Origin of the sequence: Mesorhizobium sp. B2-3-4 (genome assembly GCF_006442315.1) — a bacterium.
Lineage (GTDB): Bacteria > Pseudomonadota > Alphaproteobacteria > Rhizobiales > Rhizobiaceae > Mesorhizobium.
This window is the reverse complement of record NZ_VFVY01000006.1, coordinates 36,336-54,770: the sequence shown is the minus strand read 5'-3', so window position 1 is coordinate 54,770 and position 18,435 is coordinate 36,336. Positions and strand designations below refer to the sequence as shown.

The window sequence follows — 18,435 nt, the reverse complement described above, 5'->3', positions numbered from 1 at the left end:
GCATGGCCGAACGGTTCCAAAGCTTTGGTCTTGCCACGCCGCCGGCGGCAAGGACGATGCATGCCGATGACGCCATTGCGCTGCTCAAGGGCGGTCAGGCGAGGCAAGCGTCGCTGCTTGCCTACGGCAATGGACGGTCCTACGGCGATTCCTGCCAGAACCAGGCCGGCGCGGTCATCGACATGCTGCCGCTCAACCGCATTCGCGGCTTCAACGCCGAGACCGGTCTCCTCGAAGCGGATGCCGGCGCGCTGCTCGCGGACATCATCGCGCATGCCGCGCCCTACGGTTTCTTTCCCGCCGTGGTTCCAGGCACGCAATTCGTCACGCTCGGCGGCGCCATTGCCAACGATGTCCATGGCAAGAACCATCACCGGCGCGGCACGTTCGGCTGCCATGTGGAGAGCTTTGCTCTGCTGCGGTCGGACGGGCGGACCTATCGCTGTTCGGCGGCGGAAAATCCACGTCTGTTTCGGGCCACCATCGGCGGCTTGGGGCTCACCGGCCTGATCCTGTCGGCGTCGATCCGGCTGATGCGGGTTCCCTCGCTCGACATCGTCGAAAAGACGACCCGGTTTCGCGACCTCGGCGAATATTTCGATCTGGCGGAAGCGGCCGACCAGGCCAACGAATATGCCGTTGCCTGGATCGACCAACTAGCCCGCGGCCGCAACAGCGGACGGGGGCTGCTGTTTACCGGCAACCACGCCGAGCACGGCTCGCACGCGGCCTCACGGGCGGGCGCGAAATTCTCCGTGCCGGTCCAGCCGCCTTTCAACGTGCTCAACCGGCCTTTCCTGACTGCTTTCAACGCCGCCTACTGGTGGAAAAAGGGCCGGGCCGCGGTGCCGCGCCAGGTCGAATATCAGGGCTTCTTCTTCCCGCTCGACAGCGTGCGCGACTGGAACCGACTGTACGGCCCGAAGGGGCTGTTCCAACACCAGAGCGTAGTACCGGAAGAGGCGGCGCGCGCGGTCGTGCCGGCGCTGCTCGTGGCGGCCCGGCAGGCCGGGCAAGGGTCGTTCCTCACGGTGTTGAAGCGCTTCGGTTCGATAAGCTCGCCGGCACTGCTGTCGTTCCCAAGACCGGGTTACACGCTGACGCTGGATTTCCCCAACAGGGGGGCGGCGACGCTTGCGCTGCTGGCGGAACTCGACCGCATGGCCATCGCGGCTGGCGGGGCGGTCAATCCCTACAAGGACGCGCGCATGGATGCATCAACCTTCGCGGCTTCGTTCCCGGAATGGTCGAAACTGGAAGCACTGCGCGACCCCGCCTTCATGTCCGACTTCTGGGTACGCACGGCTGGAAGCATCGATGCGCAGCGGCGGCGCGCAGAGGCGGCAGAATAGATAAAATTCAAATGAATATTGGTTAGCGGGTGCTTAACGGCAGGATTTACTCAAAACATTGTTGTGAGTTCACGAAATCTTTTCGGCTTTGTAGTACTGGATGTCACGGGGCGGGTGGTCGCGCATGAAATATATCGTCTTCATTCTCTTTACGGTCATGACCAATGCGGCTGCGCAGCTCATGCTGAAGCAAGGCATGATGTCGCTCGGGCCGATTTCGTTCGAGGGCACCAATCCGCTGGTCAAGCTGCTACAGATCGTGTTCAGCCCCTGGGTCTTCCTTGGCCTGTGCACCTTCGTCATTTCGATGGCCTCGCACCTCTACGTGCTGTCCAAGGTCGAGCTCTCCTTCGCCTATCCCTTCCTCAGCCTGGCTTACGTCGCCGTCGCGATCTTCGCCTATTTCGTCTTTCGCGAGGATCTCAACGGGTGGCGCATCGCCGGTATCGCCTGCATCTGCGTCGGCACGGTGCTGATCGCGCAAAGCGGGCGAGGGCATGAGGACCAGACCGCTTCCATTGCTCCCGACAAGATACAAGCAAACGAGATCGTTCGATGAGACATGTGATTTTCGGCGGTGACGGCTTCGTCGGCCGCCATCTTGCGCCGAAGCTCGTGGCCGATGGCGAAGAGGTCGTCGTCGCCGATATCGTCAGGAGCGACCTTGCGCATTACCGCAATGTTCGCTTCGTCAAATGCGATGTCACAGACCCGGCTTCGGTCGCGTCGGTCGGGCTGAAAGCCGACGACATGGTCTATAACCTGTCGGCGAAGATGCTGTCGCCGCTCCAGATGCGGGCCAAACGGCACGACTTCTTCTTCCCGGTGAATTTCCACGGCACCGAACACATTATCCAGGCGATGGACAAGGCTGGCGCACCCAGGCTTGTCCACTACACCACCGACATGATCTACGGTCACACTGTCACCCGGCCGATGACCGAGGAGCACCCGGTCGCGCCGCTCGGCGAATATGGCTGGTCGAAGCAGAAGACCGAAGAACTGGCCGCCGAATGGCGCAAGCGCGGCATGTCGATCTCGCTGTTCCGGCCTCGCCTGATCATCGGGCCCGGCCGGCTCGGCATCCTGGAAAAGCTGTTCAAGCTGATCGACTGGAACCTGCCGGTGCCGATGATCGGCTCGGGCAAAAATCCCTACCAGTTCATCTCGGTGTTCGACTGCGCCGAGGCCGCGCGCGCGGCGTGGAAGGCCGGCGTGCCCAACGAGGCGTATAATCTCGGCTCGCTCAACCCGCCGCCGGTCAGGAAGCTGCTCGGCGACCTGATCCGGCATGCCGGCTCGAAATCGATCCTGATCCCGACGCCGGGCTGGGCGGTCAAGCGCACGCTCGACCTGCTCGACCTCATGAACATGCCGATCATGGATCCGGAGCAATATCTGATCGCCGATGAGGAGTGCGTGCTCGACGTGTCCAAGGCAGAGCGTCAACTCGGCTGGGTGCCGCAATATCGCGACGAGGACATGCTGATCGCCGCCTATAGCGAATACCGCGCCAAGAAGGACGGCCATGCCGTCGCCACCAAACACGTGCCCGCGCAATGATGGGCGAGCAGGAGAATTCGGAAATGACCATCATGGCCAAGCCAGAACAGACAAGCGCGCGCACCATGGTCAGCGCGCCGGCGCTGTCGCCCGCCACCATCAAGAAGCCCGACCTGATCAGCGTCGAGCAGGCCAAGGCGATGGATGTCGCTGCCATGACAGACCTGTTCAAGGCGCATCTCAATCCTGGTCAACTGCATTTCATGAAGCTGCTCGGCTTCCACAAGATCAAGATCGAGCGTGCCGAGGGCATGTTCTATATCGACCAGAACGGCCGCAAGATTCTCGACTTCTTCGGCGGCTTCGGTTCGCTGGCCTTCGGCCACAACCATCCGCGCATCCTCGAAGCGCGAAAGAAATTCCAGGAGGAGAAGCGGCAGGAAATCGCCATCGCCTTCATGTCGCAATATGCAGCGGCACTCGCGCACAACATCGCCAAATGCTCGCCTGGCGACCTCGACATGGTGTTTTTGGGCTCCTCCGGCTCGGAAGCGATGGAAGCGGCGGTGAAGCTTGCCGAGCGCGCGGCCGGCCCGAAGCGGCCGAAAATCGTCTATGCCGAGAATTCCTTCCACGGCAAGACCAAGGGTGTGCTTGGCATCACCGACGGCCAGCTCTACCGCGCCGACTTCAAGATGGCCGACAACACGGTACGCATTCCCTTTGCCGACATCGAGGCGGTCGAGCGCCTGTTCCGCAGCGATCCGGAAGTCGGCGTCATCGTGCTGGAAACCATCCAGGGCGGCGGCGGCATCATCCAGGCGCCGGCTGAATATTGGCAGAAGCTGCGCGCGCTGTGCGACCGTTATGGCGTGCTGTGGGTCGCCGATGAAGTGCAGTGCGGCTATGGCCGCTCGGGCCGCTTCTACGCCTTCGAGCACTATGGCGTGGTTCCGGATGTGACGGCGCTGGCCAAGTCGCTTGGTGCCGGCAAGGCCGCGGTCGGTGCGATGATTGCGCGCCGCGAAATCTATATGAAGGCCTATGGCACGCCGAAGACGGCGATGATCCATGCCATGGCCACTTTCGGCGGCATGGGCGAGGCCTGTGCCACCGCGATCGAGGGCATCAACGTGCTCTATGACGAGGCGCTGATCGATAACGCCGCCGTCACCGGCGACTATCTGCTGCAGCGCCTGCGGGCGCTCAAGGAGAAATATCCCAAGATCATCAAGGACGTGCGCGGCAAGGGCTTCATGATTGGCCTGGAATTCCACGATTTCTCGCAGACCTTGCCGATGGTGCTGCGCCCGATCGTCAGCGTGCTCGACGACAAGCTCAAGGGCTCGCTGTCGGGGTTCGTCGGTTCGCTGCTCTTGCGCGACTATGACGTGCTTGTCGCCTTCACCGAATACAACCGCAACGTCATCCGCCTCGAGCCGCCGCTGATCTGCCAGCGCGAGCATGTCGACCGTTTCGTCGACGCCTTCGACAGCCTGCTGTCGCGCGGCATCGTGGCAATCGTGAAGGATTTCGTCACAAGCCAGGTTCGTTGAGCCATGCTGACCAGGTCGCCCGTTCCGCAAAACCCGCTCGACCGGCTTGCAGAAGCCGGTCTGGCGTGGAGCGAGGGGACCTATGCGCGACTGGCGGCTCCGATCGGCGCCGCGGCTTTCGCGCTCTACATCCTTCTCACCGCGTTCACTGCATGGATGATGCCCGACGCGAACTGGGACATGCTGCCCTATCTGGCGATTGCCGAGGAGGGCGCCTATCCCGATGCGCAGGCGCTGCATGATTATGCCTATAGCACTGTCAAATCAGGCGTTTCGGCCGGCGACTACAAGGCGCTGACCGACGATGGCGGCGGCTTCCGCAGCCACATGGCCGAAAATGCCACCGATTTCCATTCGCTGCTCGGCATGTACCGGATCAAGTTTCTCTATGCCGAAATCCTGTCGACGCTGAGTTCGGTGATGTCGCCGGTCGAGGCGATGCGCCTGGTGCAAGTGGTTTCGGTGCTGCTGTTCGGGATGACCGCGCTGCTTTGGCTGCGCTCGCAAAACGCCTTGGCCTTGGCGCCGGTGATCGGCGCGATGCTGATCATGGCCGATTTCGGCGACGCCGCGCGCGCTTCGACGCCCGACCTGCTCACCTCGGCACTGCTGCTCGGCGGACTTTATGCCTATGTCCGGGGCCGCGAGGCAGCGAGCGCGATCCTGCTCTTCCTCGCCTTCATGGTGCGGCCGGACAATATTGTCTTCCTTGCTGTTTTCGCAGTGCTGCTCATCGCCTTCCGGCAGAAGGCGTGGGGCGCCCTGGCGGGTTTTGCCGCGTCGCTGGTCGCCTATTTCGCCATCTCACACTGGGCCCATCATCCCGGCTGGTGGCCGCATCTGTGGTTCTCCAGCATCGAACAGCACTACAATATGGATGGGTTCGAGCCGGCGTTTTCCATCGCCGCCTATCTCAGGGCGTTCGCCACCTCGCTGTTGCGCGCTGTCAACCTGAACAGCTGGGTCGGCGTCTCGGTGCTGGCGCTGGCGGGCTGGTTCGCCGCCGGCCGTGCCGGCTTCAGGCTCGACAGGCGCGCCGGCATTCTTTTCGCGGCGCTGGTGTTGGGTGCGCTGGCCAAGTTCACCGTTTTTCCGATCCACGACACGCGCATCTATTTCCCGCATCTGATCCCGCCGTTCCTGTTGCTGGCTGCGCCATTCATGGCGCTGTGGGCAAGTGTCAGCCGGGGCCAGCATCGCGCCGCCCTGCACGTCATTGCCGGAGACAAACCATGAGTTCGCTATCCAGCATGGCGCGCATTGCCCTGTCGCTCGCGCTTCCGTCCGGCCTGCTCGATCGCGGACCGGCGCTGCGCGGCACCAAGTTCCTGGCCAAAGCCGCGCTGAAGGCGCGCTTCGGTGCCCGCGCGCAGCCCTTCCAGATGGTCAATGTCGGTGCATGCGACGGCGCGCTGTTCGATGACGTCACGCCCTGGCTGCACCGCATTCCAAAGGCCCGAGCCATGCTGGTCGAGCCGATCCCCTACAACCAGAAACGGCTGCGCGCCAACTATCCCGACACCGCTCGCTTCGTCATCGAGCCCGTGGCGGTGACGAAGACCAGGGGCACGATCACCGTGCACACATTCGACGCCGCGGCGCTCGAGGCCGGCACATTGCCGATCGAGTTCATCGGCTGTTCGTCGGTCACCGACACCAATCTGATGTCGGGCAAGAATGCCTGGGGCGAGGCCGATGCCAACTTCAATAAATTCGCGCCGCACCTCAGGGACATCGAGGTGCCGTCCGAAACCCTGCAGACACTGCTCGACCGCAACGGCATCACTCATATCGATGCCTTTCTCGTCGATTGCGAGGGCGCCGACTGGATGGTGTTCGAACAGCTCGACCTCCAGCGCTACCGCCCCGGCATGATCAAGATCGAGGTGGGGGCACTGCCGGCGGCGGAGATCGGCCAGGTCGTGGTCAAGCTGAAGACCGCGGGCTACCAGGTCGGCTTCCAGGCCGAGGATGTCTGGGCGTTCGCCTGAAGTCCTGCAGGCCTAGCCTTCGCCCGTGGCCACGATGCCGCGCCGTTCCGCCATGTAGCGGCCCGGCGACGTGCCGAACACCTTGCGGAACATGGTCACGAAACTGCCCGCGCTTTCGTAGCCGAGATCGAGCGCCACGCTCTGGATCGAAGCGCCCGCGGCCATCCACTGCAGAGCTAGCATGATCGTCAGTTGCTGGCGCCAGCGGCCGAAGCTCATTCCGGTCTCGCGGTTGAGAATGCGCGCCAGCGTGCGCTCGCTCAGCCCGAAGCGCTTCGCCCAAATCTCCATCGTGCCGCGATCGGCGGGATCGGCCATCATCGCCTCGGCGATGCGACGCAACCGATCGTCCCTGGGCATCGGCAGATGCAGACGCTCGACCGGGGCCACCGCGATCTCATCGAGGAGCAGCGTGCCCAGATGCGATTCCCGACCGCCCTCGGGATAGTCCAGCGGAAAGCTGGCGCCCCGGACGAGCAATTCGCGCAGCAGCGGCGAGACCGACAGGGTGCAACAGGCCGAGGGCAGAGCCTTCGTAGCCACCGGGTCAATGAAGGCGTTGTAACCTTCGATCGGCCCGGACGCCTTGATGGCATGCATCGCGTCGCAGGGAATCCAGATCGCGCAATGCGGGGGCACCAGCCACAGCCCGCTCTCGACCTCGCATGTGAAGACGCCGCGCAACGTGACCAGCAACTGAGCCTTGCGATGCCTGTGATGGCTGAGTTCGATCACGCCAGTCTCCAGCGTCACGCCGTAGATCAGGACGGGACGGGGCACATCGTCGGGATTGGGGAAATCGGCTGGCTTGGGGTGCTTGTCGAGGATCGGCATGGGGGAGTTCTGAGTTTGGCAGGATTTCAAAACATTCTGTCATATTTGCCCGATGCCGCCAATCGCTCAATGGCGTAATGCTATCGAACCCAAGGGAATGACCCATTAGGCGATCATGGAGGGGACGGGCCACTCAAGGCGGGCCGTGTCTCCGCCGAGAGCAGGGTGTTGCAATGAACAAGCCGATCGATACCGCCGCTTTGTTGAAGTCAAGCGTGGGCAGAGTTCCGCCGCCGATCAACGTCCATGTCATCGGCCATCTCGATCGCGTCGCGCTGCGCTGGATCGCGGCTTCGCCGCTGATGTTCGCGGCGTTCGGCGATGCATCCGGGCTCGGCGTGACGCCTGGCGGCGGCGAGGCTGGCTTTGCCGAAGCCGATGCCTACGAGTTGCGCCTGCCTGTCGACCGGCTAGACGATCCGGAACTGGCCGTGCCCGGCCAGGGATTTGGCGCGCTGTTCCTGCTGCCCTGCATCGATGAAGCGATGCGCGTCAACGGTACAGTGAGAGCGGTGAGCGATGGCGTGATCCGCATCGCGGTCGAGGAGTGCTACGGCCACAGCGGCAAAGTGCTGATCCGTTCAGAATTCTGGACGTCGTTGCTTGCGGCGCTGGCGCCGCGGGGTGTTCGTGGATTTGCCGCCGCCAGTCATTTCATGGCGCTGGCAACGGTCGACGAAGAAGGACGCGTCGAACTCAGCCCAAGGGATGATCCAGCCGGCATACTGGCGAGGATCGACATTGGCTTGAGCCATGTTTCGGACCACGCCACCGATCGCTTTCCCAGACTTGTTCGGCCTCAAGCCGCTGCCATCCTGATGGTCCTGGGTGCAGGTCAGATCGCTCGCGTTTCGGGCAATGCGCGCATAACCGCCGACTGGGCGACCGAACCGCAATTTGTCTTCCATGACCAGACCTCGGCGTTGGCAGCAGTCATTGAGGATGCCGTCGTCACGACCTTGGAAAGTCCGACGCTTCTGCGCCTCGAGCGGCCCGGTGCACCCGTAACGCAGGCTGCCCTGTCGTTCGCCCGATACATCGATCGGGACAGGGGCGTTGGAGCCGAGTTGGCGAGCGCGGCGCTGTCGGTTCCCGGCGCTTCCGATTTTCTGCGAAAGGGTCTGGAGAGGGCACGTCGGGATTGCGGCATGACCGTCGCTGGGCGAGCCCACGCCGCCTGCAATGGAGTAAAGCCTTGATTGATCAGACCGAGCGCTCGCAGGACGTCCCGCCCGCGGCCCAGCCAGGCTATGTCACGCGGACCTTGCTTCGATGGATGATGCGCCCCGCGCGCATCGCGGCCGTCGAGGTGCTGTCGCCACGTTTCCGGCTCGTCGATCTGGAAGGCGAGGCGCTCAAAGGCGTCGCCTGGTCCGTCGGCCAGAAGCTCCAGATATCGATGGGGACCGGTCTGACCACCCGCACCTATACGCCGACGTGGTGGGACGGCGAGCGCGGCAAGACACGGCTGCTGGTCTTCGCGCATGGCGAGGGCCCTGGCAGCCGGTGGTCCGAAGGGATGCGCGAGGGCGACGCCTGCCAGTTCTTCGGGCCGCGCCGCTCACTTGACCTTGCCGGTCCGGCGGCACCGTTGGTGCTGTTTGGCGATGAAACGTCCTTCGCGCTGGCAGCCGCACTGCGCGCCACGCCGGGACTGGATGCAAGCTACCTGTTCGAGACGACAGACGTCACGCAATCGCGGTCGGTGCTGGAGGCGACAGGCCTCATCGGCGCCAGCCTGATTGCGCGTGCCGCAGGCGACGCGCATCTTACGGCTATTGCCGCCGAAATGTCTTCCCGTGTCGCCCGAGGCGCGCATTTCGTGCTGACGGGCAAGGCTCAGTCGATCCAGCATCTGAGCCGTGCGCTGAAGGCGGCGGGCGCCGGGTCGTCGCGCATCAAAGCCAAGGCTTATTGGGCACCGGGCAAGACCGGGCTGGATTGAGCTTCGAAAGAGGCTTTTCACCCCGAGGTCGCGCGGCTTTTTGCCATCTCATTGGGTTCCCGGAAGCGCAGTTTGCGCGCCCTGATGGACGCGCGTCGTTCCAATGTCGCAAACAGGCTTCAATCACCCCACCGCTCCGCCCTATAGTCCGCGCGCTTTATCACCTTGGAGTCGCGGGCAATGGCAGAGTTTCCGAAAAAGGCGAAGGTCGTCATCATTGGCCTCGGCGGCATTGTCGGCGCGTCGATCGCGCATCATCTCATCGAACGCGGCTGGGACGATATCGTCGGCATCGACAAATCGGGCATCCCGACCGATATCGGTTCGACCGCGCACGCTTCCGACTTCTGCTACACCACCAGCCACGATTTCCTGTCCTGCTGGACGACGCTCTACTCCATCGATTTCTACGAGAAGATGGGTCATTACGCGCGCATCGGCGGCCTCGAAGTCGCCCGCGTCGGCGATCACAGCCGTATGGACGAGATCAAGCGCAAGATCGCTTCGGCGAAAGCTTTTGGCACACGCGCCCGCCTTATCGAACCGGCCGAGATCAAGGAAAAGTTCCCGCTGATCGAACAGGACATGGTTCAGGGCGGCCTGTGGGATCCGGACGCCGGTCTCGTCATTCCGCGCTCGCAGACGGTCGCCGGCAAGCTGGTCGACCAGGCCGAAGCCTCGGGCAAGCTCAAATCCTTCGCCAACACCTCGGCGACGTCGCTGATCGTCAAGGATGGCCGCATTACCGGCGTGGTCACGGGTCGCGGCACGATCGAAGCGGATTATGTCATCGTCTGCGCCGGCATCTGGGGCCGGCTGATCGCCGAGATGGTCGGCGAAGACCTGCCGGTGATGCCGATAGACCACCCGCTGACCTTCTTCGGCCCCTACAATGAGTTCGCCGGCACCGGCAAGGAGATCGGCTGGCCGTTGCTGCGCGACCAGGGCAATTCGGCCTATATGCGCGACACTGGCGACCCCAAGACCGCCGAGGGCGGCCAGATCGAATGGGGTTATTACGAGGAAACCAATCCGCGCCTCTGCCACCCGCGCGACCTGCTGGAGAAAGACCAGGCCCGTCTGTCGCCGTCGCAGCGCGATCTCGACATGGAACAGATCCTGGCGCCGCTGGAGCGCGCCATGGAGCTGACGCCGATCCTGGGCGAGCTCGGCTACAACGAGAGCCATTCCTTCAACGGCCTGCTGCAGGTGACCGCCGATGGCGGCCCGTCGATGGGCGAGAGCCAGAAGGTGAGGGGAGTGTGGTACGCCGTCGCCATCTGGGTCAAGGACGGCCCTGGCATGGGCAAGCTGATCGCCGACTGGATGACCGACGGCCGCACCGCGATCGACCATCACGCCGTCGACTATGCGCGCTTCTATCCGCACCAGACCAAGGAACAGTTTATCTGGGACCGCTGCACCGAGACGGCGATGAAGGTCTACAATCCGGCGGTGCATCCGCGCGAGCCGTTCTCCAAGGGCCGCAACATCAGGCGCTCGCCGTTTTGGGAGCGCGAGAAGGAACTCGGCGGCTACTTCATGGAACTGGGCGGCTGGGAACGCGCCCACGGCTATGCCGCCAACGAGCATCTGCTGGAGAAATACGGCAACCGCGTCCCGGTGCGCGAGAACGAATGGGACAATCGCCATTTCTGGCGGGTCTCGAATGCCGAGCACCTGGCGATGAGCGAGGATGTCGGCATCGTCAACTTGTCGCACTTCTCCATGTACGATGTCGAAGGACCCGACCATGTCGCGCTGCTGGAATGGCTGTGCGCGGCCAAGGTCGGCGGCGACAACAACATCGGCAAGGGCATCTACACCCACTTCCTCGACGAGGAAGGCATGGTGCGCGCCGACTTTACCGTCATCCGCATGGCCGATCGCTGCCGCGTCATCGACGGCGCCGACGCCGGCCCGCGCGATTTCCGCTATATGCAGCGCACCGCGCAGGACAAGGGGTTTGACGCGACGGTCACCGATGTGACGGAAAAATACGTCACCATCGGCATCTGGGGTCCGAATGCGCGCACGACCTTGCAGAAGGTGGTTGAGGACCCCGAGGGCCTGTCGCTCGAAAACTTCCCCTTTGCCGCGATCAAGCCGATCCGGATCGGCGGCAAGGACGTCACCGCTTTCCGCATCTCCTATGTCGGCGAGCAGGGCTGGGAACTGCATATGCGCTACGAGGACGGTCTCGCCGTCTGGGACGCGTTGCGCTCGACCGGCGTGATGCCGTTCGGCGTGGAGACCTATGCCAATACGCGCCGCATGGAAAAGAGCCTGCGGCTGCAGAATGCCGACCTGTTGACAGAGTACAATCTGCTGGAAGCCGATCTCGCCCGCCCGAAGGTCAAGGAGAACGATTTCTGCGGCAAGGCCAAGCATCTCGAATACCGTGCCCGAGAGCACCAGCCGGCGATGCTGTGCACGCTGGTGATGACCGGCAACACCGACGCCAAGGGCGTGGCGCGCTATCCGGTCGGTATCATGCCGGTGCTCGATCCCGTCACCGGCGAGACGCTGGTCGACGAACTCGGCCGCCGCTCCTTCACCAGTTCGGTCGCCTATGGCCCGACCATCGGCAAGAACATCGCGCTTGCCTATCTGCCCTGGGCCTATGCGCAGGAAGGCCGCAAGCTCAATGTCGAATATTTCGGCGAGACCTATCCGGTCGAGGTGGCGAGCGTCGGCTACAAGCCGCTCTACGATCCGGAGAACCTCAAGCCGAGGAGTTGATCGCCTGGCATCGGCGCTCGAATAGTTTGGATCAGCCCGGCTCCGGCCGGGCTTTTTTCTTTTTCGGTGGGCGATTCTGGCTTACCCTCGCGTCATGTCTGCTTTTCCCGGTGCAAGACATCTGCTTTCCGGCTGTGCCGCACTGGCGCTGACGCTCTGGCTGGCGCCGGCATCCCGTGCCGACGAGCCGGTCGATGTCGAACTGGTGCTCGCGGTGGACGTATCGCTGTCGATGTCGGCGGACGAGCTGGAGATCCAGCGCCATGGTTACGCCGCGGCCCTGACCCATGACAATGTGCTGCAGGCAATCGCCGATGGCGCCTATGGCAAGATCGCCGTCACCTATGTCGAATGGGCGGGCACAAGTTGGCAACGCGTCATCGTGCCGTGGACGGTGATTGCGAGCCGGGCGGACGCCGAAAGCGTGGTCGCGCAATTGTCCGCCCAGCCGCCCAATAGCGCGCGACGCACCTCGATCTCCGGCGCGCTGGAATTCGGCAGCGACCTTTTCGCCGAAAGCGGCTACCGGGGAACCAAGCGCGTCATCGATATTTCGGGCGACGGACCGAACAACCAGGGCGCGCCGGTCAATTTCGCCCGCGACGGCGTGGTCAGGCAAGGCATCATCATCAACGGCCTGCCGCTGATGACCCGAGGCGGCTTTTCCGGTGCCTATGACGTTGGCGATCTCGACCGCTATTACAGCGACTGCGTCATCGGCGGGCCCGGCGCTTTCATGATTCCGGTCAATGACTGGACGCAATTTCCCGAAGCCATCCGCCGCAAGCTGGTACTGGAGCTCGCCGGCCCGGCCTCGCTGCAATGGGCGGCTGAAGAGGCCGCGCATCCGCCAGTTGTGCTGGCGCAGGACAAGCCCGCCGCCGACTGCCAGATCGGCGAGAAAATGTGGCGTAACCGTAGCTGGGCGCCCGACAGCCGCTGAGTTGCGCGGCGCCGTCATCTTGCCCACGTATCGATGTCGGGGAAATTCAGCCGAGCACGTTTCGGATCATTTTTTCGAATGCGCTGGCCATGCCAGTCATCGAGGCGACTTCGCCTGCCGATTTGGGGACTCTTCCCGGCGTTTTGTTGGCGTCCATCAGGTAGGACTTGCCATCATGCACGGCAAAATCGAATTTGCCGTAATCAAAGCCCAACTGCTCGCGGCGAAGGCGCAGGTCTTCAGGGACAGGACAACGCTCGCTGCGGAACACGCCAGGGCCCTTGACCATGGAGGTGCGTGAAATAAAGCGCCCGCAAAAATCATAGTCGCCGCAAAAAACCCAGAAGCGCAATGCGAAACCGTCTTCCTCTACTTCGGGCATGAACCGTTCGACGAGAAGGTCAGGGTCGGCGAAGAAACCCGGGGGCACCTCCGGCGCCCGGTCAAACACCCGGTACTCTTTCATGACTTTGGCGGTGGGAAAGGGCAGCGGCTTGCCCACCCGCAGGGCTCGGCGATTGAGACGTTCTTCCGGCACGCCACCGCTGTTCAGGAGCGGTTTGACGATGATCGGTCCTGTCCATCCGTCACCAGGGGCTACTCTCGCTTCGCTGATCCGCCCCTTCGAGATGTCGGTCACCGCAAGATTGAGGCATAGCGGAAAGCGGCTTCCATATTCGACATAGGCAGGATCGACGCGCGTGGCGTCCACGTGCAGGACCGCGACATCCCCCTTTATCGTGTTCGAAGGGCCGTGCGCGATCGTCCACGTGTGGCCGCGTGAGCGCAGGTCTTCGAGGACTGCATGGATCATATAGCCGCTGTCGGATCGCCGGAAGAACTTTCGCTCGACCAACCGATCGTACTCATGCGTGATCACTACGATGTGCGCCATTCAGGCCCCCCGGCCGTCTTTCACTTCAGCAGATGATAATATACAGGATTCTGCCGGGGCAAAGTGCGTGAGACAACGGGGGAGAGGGCATGTCCGACCTGTGGGCCAACCTGTTCCGGACATGGGATCTCATAAAAGCGCCTCTGCGGCCGCCCCCGGATGTCGTCGGCGTGCTGAAGCGTCAGATCGATACGGATGGCGCGGAGATGGCGCTTCTTGGCGTCACGCCGGAACTGGCCAGGCTCGGCAAGTCACTGGTGGCGATCGATGCCAACCCGCATATGATCGGTGCGCTGTGGATTGGCGACGACGCCACTCGCAAGGCCGTTCTGGGAAACTGGCTCGATCTTCCATTGCCGGACAAGAGCCTCGATGCCATTGTCGGTGACGGCTGTCTTTCGGCGGTGACGAGCGAGGCCCAGCGGCTTCGGTGCCTGGAGGAAATGGCCAGGGTGCTGAGACCGGGCGGTCGCGCGGGCATCCGGCTTTTCGCGCGCCCGGCCAGGAGCGAGCCGCTCGATGCAATAAGGGCCGATGCGCTGAGTGGCAGGGTAATGGCGCTCGCCGAGATCGTTCTGCGCAGCGCGCTGTCGCTTCCTGCCGCGGCGCCCGACTATGGCTTGAAGATGTCGGCTGTTCTGGATGCCATCGACGAGATGTTCGGCGATCGGAAGGATTTGATGGCGGCGGGCGGGTGGCCGCCGGACGCCTTCAGCTTCATCGAGCTTTACCGGGGCTCCGAGACGATCTGTTGCTGGCTCAACGAAGCCATTCACGTAGCCGAGGCTTCGCGTTATTTCGCCGATGTCCGTCTGGTGCCGAGTGGGAGCTATCCGGTCGCGGATCGCTGCCCGATCCTTCTGCTTGGCTCGCCGCGACACTAGCGGGAAGCTGGCATGGTCTTCCAGAACGACGAGCCAGAGCCGGCAAACAATCCGTGCCGGGACTGAACACATTCCTGTTGATTGACAAGCCGGTTGGCGTCTGTGAACAATTTCCCTCATAGAAACAAAAGGGGAACTCTTATGAAAAATATTGTTTTTGCCGCGACATTGACACTTGCCGCGGGTCTCTCGGCGCCGGCGATGGCCGCCACATCCCTCACCATCGGCATCAGCGGCTGGACCGGCTTTGCGCCGCTGACGCTTGCCAAGCAGGCAGGGCTGTTCGAGAAACACGGCCTCGACGTCACCTTGAAGAAGGTGCCGCAGGCCAGCCGCCCCCTCGCCATCGCCAGCGGCGACCTGCAATGCGCCGCCACCACGGTGGAGACCTGGCTGGTGTGGAATGCCAGCGGAGTGACGACCAAACAGATCTTCCAGCTCGACAAATCCTATGGTGCCGACGGCATCGTGGTGCGCAACGACATCAAGAGCGTCGCCGACCTCAAGGGCAAGACCGTCGCGTCCTCGGCGCCGGGCACGTCGCCCTATTTCCTGCTGGCCTGGGTGCTGAACAAGAACGGCATGTCGACCAAGGATGTGACGGTGGTCAATCTGGAGCCGGACGCGGCGGCGCAGGCCTTCCTGGCCGGCCAGAACGATGCCGCGGTCACCTATGAGCCCTTCATCTCGGCGGTTCGCGACAAGGCCGACCAGGGCCATATCCTGGCGACCACGCTCGACTATCCCATGGTTCTCGACACGGTCGGTTGCACGCCCGAATTCCTCAAGGCCAATCCCGACGCGGCCAAGGCGCTGGCCGACAGCTATTTCGACGCGCTCGACCTGATCAAGAAGGATCCGCAGAAATCCTACGAGATCATGGGTGCGGACGTGAAACAGTCGGCCAAGGAATTCGAGGATTCGGCGAAGTACCTGAAATGGGCCGACAAGGCGGAGAACAAGGAGTTCTTCACCAAGGAATTCCCCGATTTTTCCAAGACCGCCGGCGAACTGCTGCTGCAGATGGGGCTGATCAAGGAGGCGCCGGACGTCACCACGCTGGCCGACACCAGCGCCGTGGCGAACTGACGGTTCAACCCCTGGGCAGAGCGCGGTGGCGCCCGGCGCCGCCGCCTTGCCGTTGACAAAGGTCGAAGATGCGCCCCTTGCATCCTGTCTCGCCGGGCCTGCGAACCGTGCTCGGCATTTCCTTTTTCCTGCTGTTCGTGGCCTTCTGGGCCTGGATCACGCTTGGCGGCCACGTCAACCGCATCTTCCTGGCCGACCCGCTGTCGATGCTGAGGGATGGTTGGCGGCTGCTGGTCGAGGATCGTTTCTGGCTCGACATACTGATCACAATCTGGCGTGTGTTCGGGGGCTTTGTGCTGGCGTCGGTGGTCGCGGTGCCGCTCGGCATCGCCATGGGCGCCTGGAAGCCGGTAGAGGCGTTTCTGGAGCCGTTCGTCTCCTTTGCCCGCTACCTGCCGGCCTCGGCCTTCATTCCGCTGCTCATCCTGTGGGCCGGCATTGGTGAACTGGAAAAGCTGCTGGTCATCTTCGTCGGCTCGGTGTTCCAGATCATCCTGATCATCGCCGTCAAGGTCGGGTCGACGCGGCGCGACCTGGTCGAGGCCGCCTATACTCTGGGCTCGACAAACAACGGCATCGTCAGGCGGGTGATCATGCCCGCCAATGCGCCCGAGATCGCCGAGACGCTGCGGCTGGTGCTTGGCTGGGCCTGGACCTATGTCATCGTCGCCGAACTCATCGGCTCTTCCTCAGGCATCGGCTACATGATCATCAACAGCCAGTCGCGGCTGGCGACCGGGCAGATCATCTTCGGCATCATCGTCATCGGTTTGATCGGACTGCTGTCGGACTTCGCCTTCAAGGCTTTCAACCGCTGGCTCTTTCCATGGAGCCTGGCGTGATCAAGCTTCTCATAGAGGGCGTTTCGCGGACTTTTGCAGGTGTGCGGGGCGGGGAGCCCGTCAAGGCGCTGATGCCGGTGGACCTGACGGTCGCGGCGAATGATTTCATCACCATTCTGGGGCCGTCCGGCTGCGGAAAGTCGACACTGCTGAGGATCGTCGCCGGCCTGGAAGCGCCGAGCGAGGGCCGCGTGCTGCTCGACGGCAAGGCGGTGACGCGACCAGGGCCGGATCGCGGCATGGTCTTCCAGTCCTACACGCTGTTTCCCTGGCTGACGGTCGCCGAAAACATCGCATTCGGCTTGCGTGAGCGCGGCATGGCGGAGAAGGAGCGGGACGGGATCGTAGCCTCCTATGTCGACCTCGTCGGGCTGAAGGGGTTCGAGAATCATTGGCCGAAACAGCTTTCCGGCGGCATGCAGCAGCGCACCGCGATCGCCCGCGCGCTGGCCAACGATCCGGAAATCCTGCTGCTGGACGAGCCGTTCGGGGCGCTGGACAACCAGACGCGTGGTTTGATGCAGGAATTGCTGCTCGGCATCTGGGAACGGCGCAAGAAGACGGTGCTGTTCGTCACCCACGACATCGAGGAGGCGATCTTCATGGCCTCGCGCGTGATCGTAATGACGGCGCGGCCCGGCCGCATCAAATCGGATGTCGCCATCGACCTGCCGCATCCCAGGCACTACACGCTCAAGACCAGCCCGGAATTCTCGACGCTGAAGGCACAGCTGACCGAGGACATCCGCGTCGAGGCGATGCGGACCGCGCAGGTGTAGCCGGCCGAAACTTGAGCCGTAACCTGTCGAATCACGCAGCCAGCAACTGCTTGCGGTCGACGCGCTCCTGCTGTGGCGAGCGGGCGTAGAGCTCGCGGTAGCATTTCGAGAAATGCGAGGCCGAGACGAAACCGCAGGCGACAGCCACCTCGACCACCGGCATCGACGACTGGATCAGGAGATGCCTGGCCCGGTCGAGCCGGATTTCCAAGTAATAGCGGGCAGGCGAGCGGCCCATCTCGGTGCGGAACAGGCGCTCGATCTGGCGTCGCGACAGGTCGACATGGTCGGCGATCTCGATCAGCGACAGCGGCTCGGACAGATTGGCCTCCATCAGTTCGATGATGGTCAGCACTTTCGAGTTCTGCACGCCGAGGCGCGCGCGCAGCGGCAGGCGTTGGCGGTCGGTCGGGCTGCGCACGCGGTCGGTCAGCACCTGCTCGCAGACGCGGTTGACGAGGTTTTCGTCGAAATCGTCGCCGATCAGCTTCAGCATCATGTCGAGCGCGGCGGTGCCGCCGGCGCAGGTGTAGATGTTCTGGTCGATCTCGAAGAGGTCTGCGAAAACATTGGCCTTCGGGAAAGCCTCGGAAAAGCCCGGCAGGTTCTCCCAATGGATGGCGCAGCGCTTGTTCGACAGCAGCCCGGCGGCGGCGAGGATATGCGCACCGGTACACAGGCCGCCGACGGCGACGCCGCGATTGTACTCTTCGCGCAGCCAGGCAAAGGCGGACTTGTTCTGATAGCGCTCGACATTGGTGCCGCTGCAGACGATGGCCATGTTGGGGCGATCGGGCCCCGCCATCTTCTTGCGCTCCTCCTCGAGCGAGGTGTTGACCGCGCATTCGACACCGTTCGAGGCGCGCACCGGCTTGCCATCGATGCTGGCGAGGCGCCAGCGATAGGCCTCGTAGCCAAGCATGCGGTTGGCGGAGCGCAGCGGGTCCAGCGCGGTCGCAAAAGCGATCATGGTGAAGTCGGGGACAAGGAAGAACACAAACGATCGCTTGATCGGATGCTTGACGGCGTTCACGGGAACCTCATCTGGCCATGGCGCGAACAGGATGTCGCGAATAGCAT

The 18,435-nt window shown here is 63.1% G+C and carries 17 protein-coding genes; 14 read left to right on the top strand and 3 right to left on the bottom strand.

The features are described 5' to 3' along the window. The first annotated feature begins 2 nt into the window (after positions 1-2). The 6 genes from FJ967_RS11300 to FJ967_RS11275 all read left to right on the top strand — a co-directional run bounded on the left by FJ967_RS11300 (position 3) and on the right by FJ967_RS11275 (position 6,402). Complete coding sequence (locus tag FJ967_RS11300) at positions 3-1,352, top strand: FAD-binding oxidoreductase (protein ID WP_140731789.1); 1,350 nt, start codon at positions 3-5, stop codon at positions 1,350-1,352. 124 nt (positions 1,353-1,476) lie between these two features. Beyond that, complete coding sequence (locus tag FJ967_RS11295; protein ID WP_140731788.1) at positions 1,477-1,911, top strand: EamA family transporter; 435 nt, start codon at positions 1,477-1,479, stop codon at positions 1,909-1,911. Beyond that, positions 1,908-2,915, top strand: a complete 1,008-nt coding sequence (locus FJ967_RS11290) for an NAD(P)-dependent oxidoreductase (RefSeq protein WP_140731787.1) — start codon at positions 1,908-1,910, stop codon at positions 2,913-2,915. The genes FJ967_RS11295 and FJ967_RS11290 overlap by 4 nt, the downstream gene beginning before the upstream one ends. A 65-nt stretch (positions 2,916-2,980) precedes the next feature. Next, positions 2,981-4,411: an aspartate aminotransferase family protein gene (locus FJ967_RS11285; protein ID WP_246675257.1), complete on the top strand. Its 1,431-nt coding sequence runs from the start codon at positions 2,981-2,983 to the stop codon at positions 4,409-4,411. A gap of 3 nt (positions 4,412-4,414) precedes the next feature. Then, a complete protein-coding gene (locus FJ967_RS11280; RefSeq protein WP_140731785.1) occupies positions 4,415-5,647 on the top strand; it encodes a DUF2029 domain-containing protein in 1,233 nt (410 codons plus the stop codon). Then, positions 5,644-6,402, top strand: a complete 759-nt coding sequence (locus tag FJ967_RS11275; protein WP_140731784.1) for an FkbM family methyltransferase — start codon at positions 5,644-5,646, stop codon at positions 6,400-6,402. Before FJ967_RS11280 ends, FJ967_RS11275 begins: the two co-directional genes overlap by 4 nt. A gap of 12 nt (positions 6,403-6,414) precedes the next feature. On the opposite strand, the gene FJ967_RS11270 is transcribed toward FJ967_RS11275, so the two are convergent. Next, positions 6,415-7,236, bottom strand: coding sequence for a helix-turn-helix transcriptional regulator (locus tag FJ967_RS11270; RefSeq protein WP_140731783.1), 822 nt, complete (start codon positions 7,234-7,236; stop codon positions 6,415-6,417). A 173-nt stretch (positions 7,237-7,409) separates the two neighbouring features. Between FJ967_RS11270 and FJ967_RS11265 the strand changes: the two genes are divergently transcribed. The 4 genes from FJ967_RS11265 to FJ967_RS11250 all read left to right on the top strand — a co-directional run bounded on the left by FJ967_RS11265 (position 7,410) and on the right by FJ967_RS11250 (position 12,866). After that, the gene (locus FJ967_RS11265; protein ID WP_140731782.1) at positions 7,410-8,435 is read left to right on the top strand and encodes a pyridoxamine 5'-phosphate oxidase family protein; all 1,026 of its coding nucleotides are present in this window, start codon (positions 7,410-7,412) and stop codon (positions 8,433-8,435) included. Beyond that, on the top strand, positions 8,432-9,181 hold the full coding sequence (locus FJ967_RS11260; RefSeq protein WP_246675251.1) for a siderophore-interacting protein: 750 nt from the start codon (positions 8,432-8,434) through the stop codon (positions 9,179-9,181). The genes FJ967_RS11265 and FJ967_RS11260 overlap by 4 nt, the downstream gene beginning before the upstream one ends. Positions 9,182-9,361: 180 nt before the next feature. Further along, positions 9,362-11,923 (top strand): FAD-dependent oxidoreductase, encoded by a 2,562-nt coding sequence (locus FJ967_RS11255; RefSeq protein ID WP_140731781.1) that lies wholly within the window; start codon positions 9,362-9,364, stop codon positions 11,921-11,923. Between the two features lie 94 nt (positions 11,924-12,017). Next, positions 12,018-12,866, top strand: a complete 849-nt coding sequence (locus tag FJ967_RS11250; protein ID WP_181175783.1) for a DUF1194 domain-containing protein — start codon at positions 12,018-12,020, stop codon at positions 12,864-12,866. A 46-nt stretch (positions 12,867-12,912) separates the two neighbouring features. On the opposite strand, the gene FJ967_RS11245 is transcribed toward FJ967_RS11250, so the two are convergent. Continuing rightward, the gene (locus tag FJ967_RS11245; RefSeq protein ID WP_140731779.1) at positions 12,913-13,761 is read right to left on the bottom strand and encodes a hypothetical protein; all 849 of its coding nucleotides are present in this window, start codon (positions 13,759-13,761) and stop codon (positions 12,913-12,915) included. A gap of 89 nt (positions 13,762-13,850) precedes the next feature. Between FJ967_RS11245 and FJ967_RS11240 the strand changes: the two genes are divergently transcribed. The 4 genes from FJ967_RS11240 (at position 13,851) to FJ967_RS11225 (ending at position 17,355) form a co-directional block, all read left to right on the top strand. Beyond that, positions 13,851-14,645 carry a class I SAM-dependent methyltransferase gene (locus FJ967_RS11240; RefSeq protein WP_140731778.1) on the top strand — a complete coding sequence of 265 codons (795 nt, stop codon included), beginning with the start codon at positions 13,851-13,853 and terminating at the stop codon, positions 14,643-14,645. 141 nt (positions 14,646-14,786) lie between these two features. Continuing rightward, positions 14,787-15,734, top strand: a complete 948-nt coding sequence (locus tag FJ967_RS11235; protein ID WP_140731777.1) for an ABC transporter substrate-binding protein — start codon at positions 14,787-14,789, stop codon at positions 15,732-15,734. 68 nt (positions 15,735-15,802) lie between these two features. After that, complete coding sequence (locus FJ967_RS11230; protein WP_140731776.1) at positions 15,803-16,576, top strand: ABC transporter permease; 774 nt, start codon at positions 15,803-15,805, stop codon at positions 16,574-16,576. After that, the gene (locus FJ967_RS11225) at positions 16,573-17,355 is read left to right on the top strand and encodes an ABC transporter ATP-binding protein (protein WP_140731775.1); all 783 of its coding nucleotides are present in this window, start codon (positions 16,573-16,575) and stop codon (positions 17,353-17,355) included. The genes FJ967_RS11230 and FJ967_RS11225 overlap by 4 nt, the downstream gene beginning before the upstream one ends. A 31-nt stretch (positions 17,356-17,386) precedes the next feature. Here the strand turns inward: FJ967_RS11225 and FJ967_RS11220 are convergent, their stop codons facing one another. Continuing rightward, the gene (locus tag FJ967_RS11220) at positions 17,387-18,388 is read right to left on the bottom strand and encodes a GlxA family transcriptional regulator (protein ID WP_140731774.1); all 1,002 of its coding nucleotides are present in this window, start codon (positions 18,386-18,388) and stop codon (positions 17,387-17,389) included. Positions 18,389-18,435 lie beyond the last annotated feature (47 nt).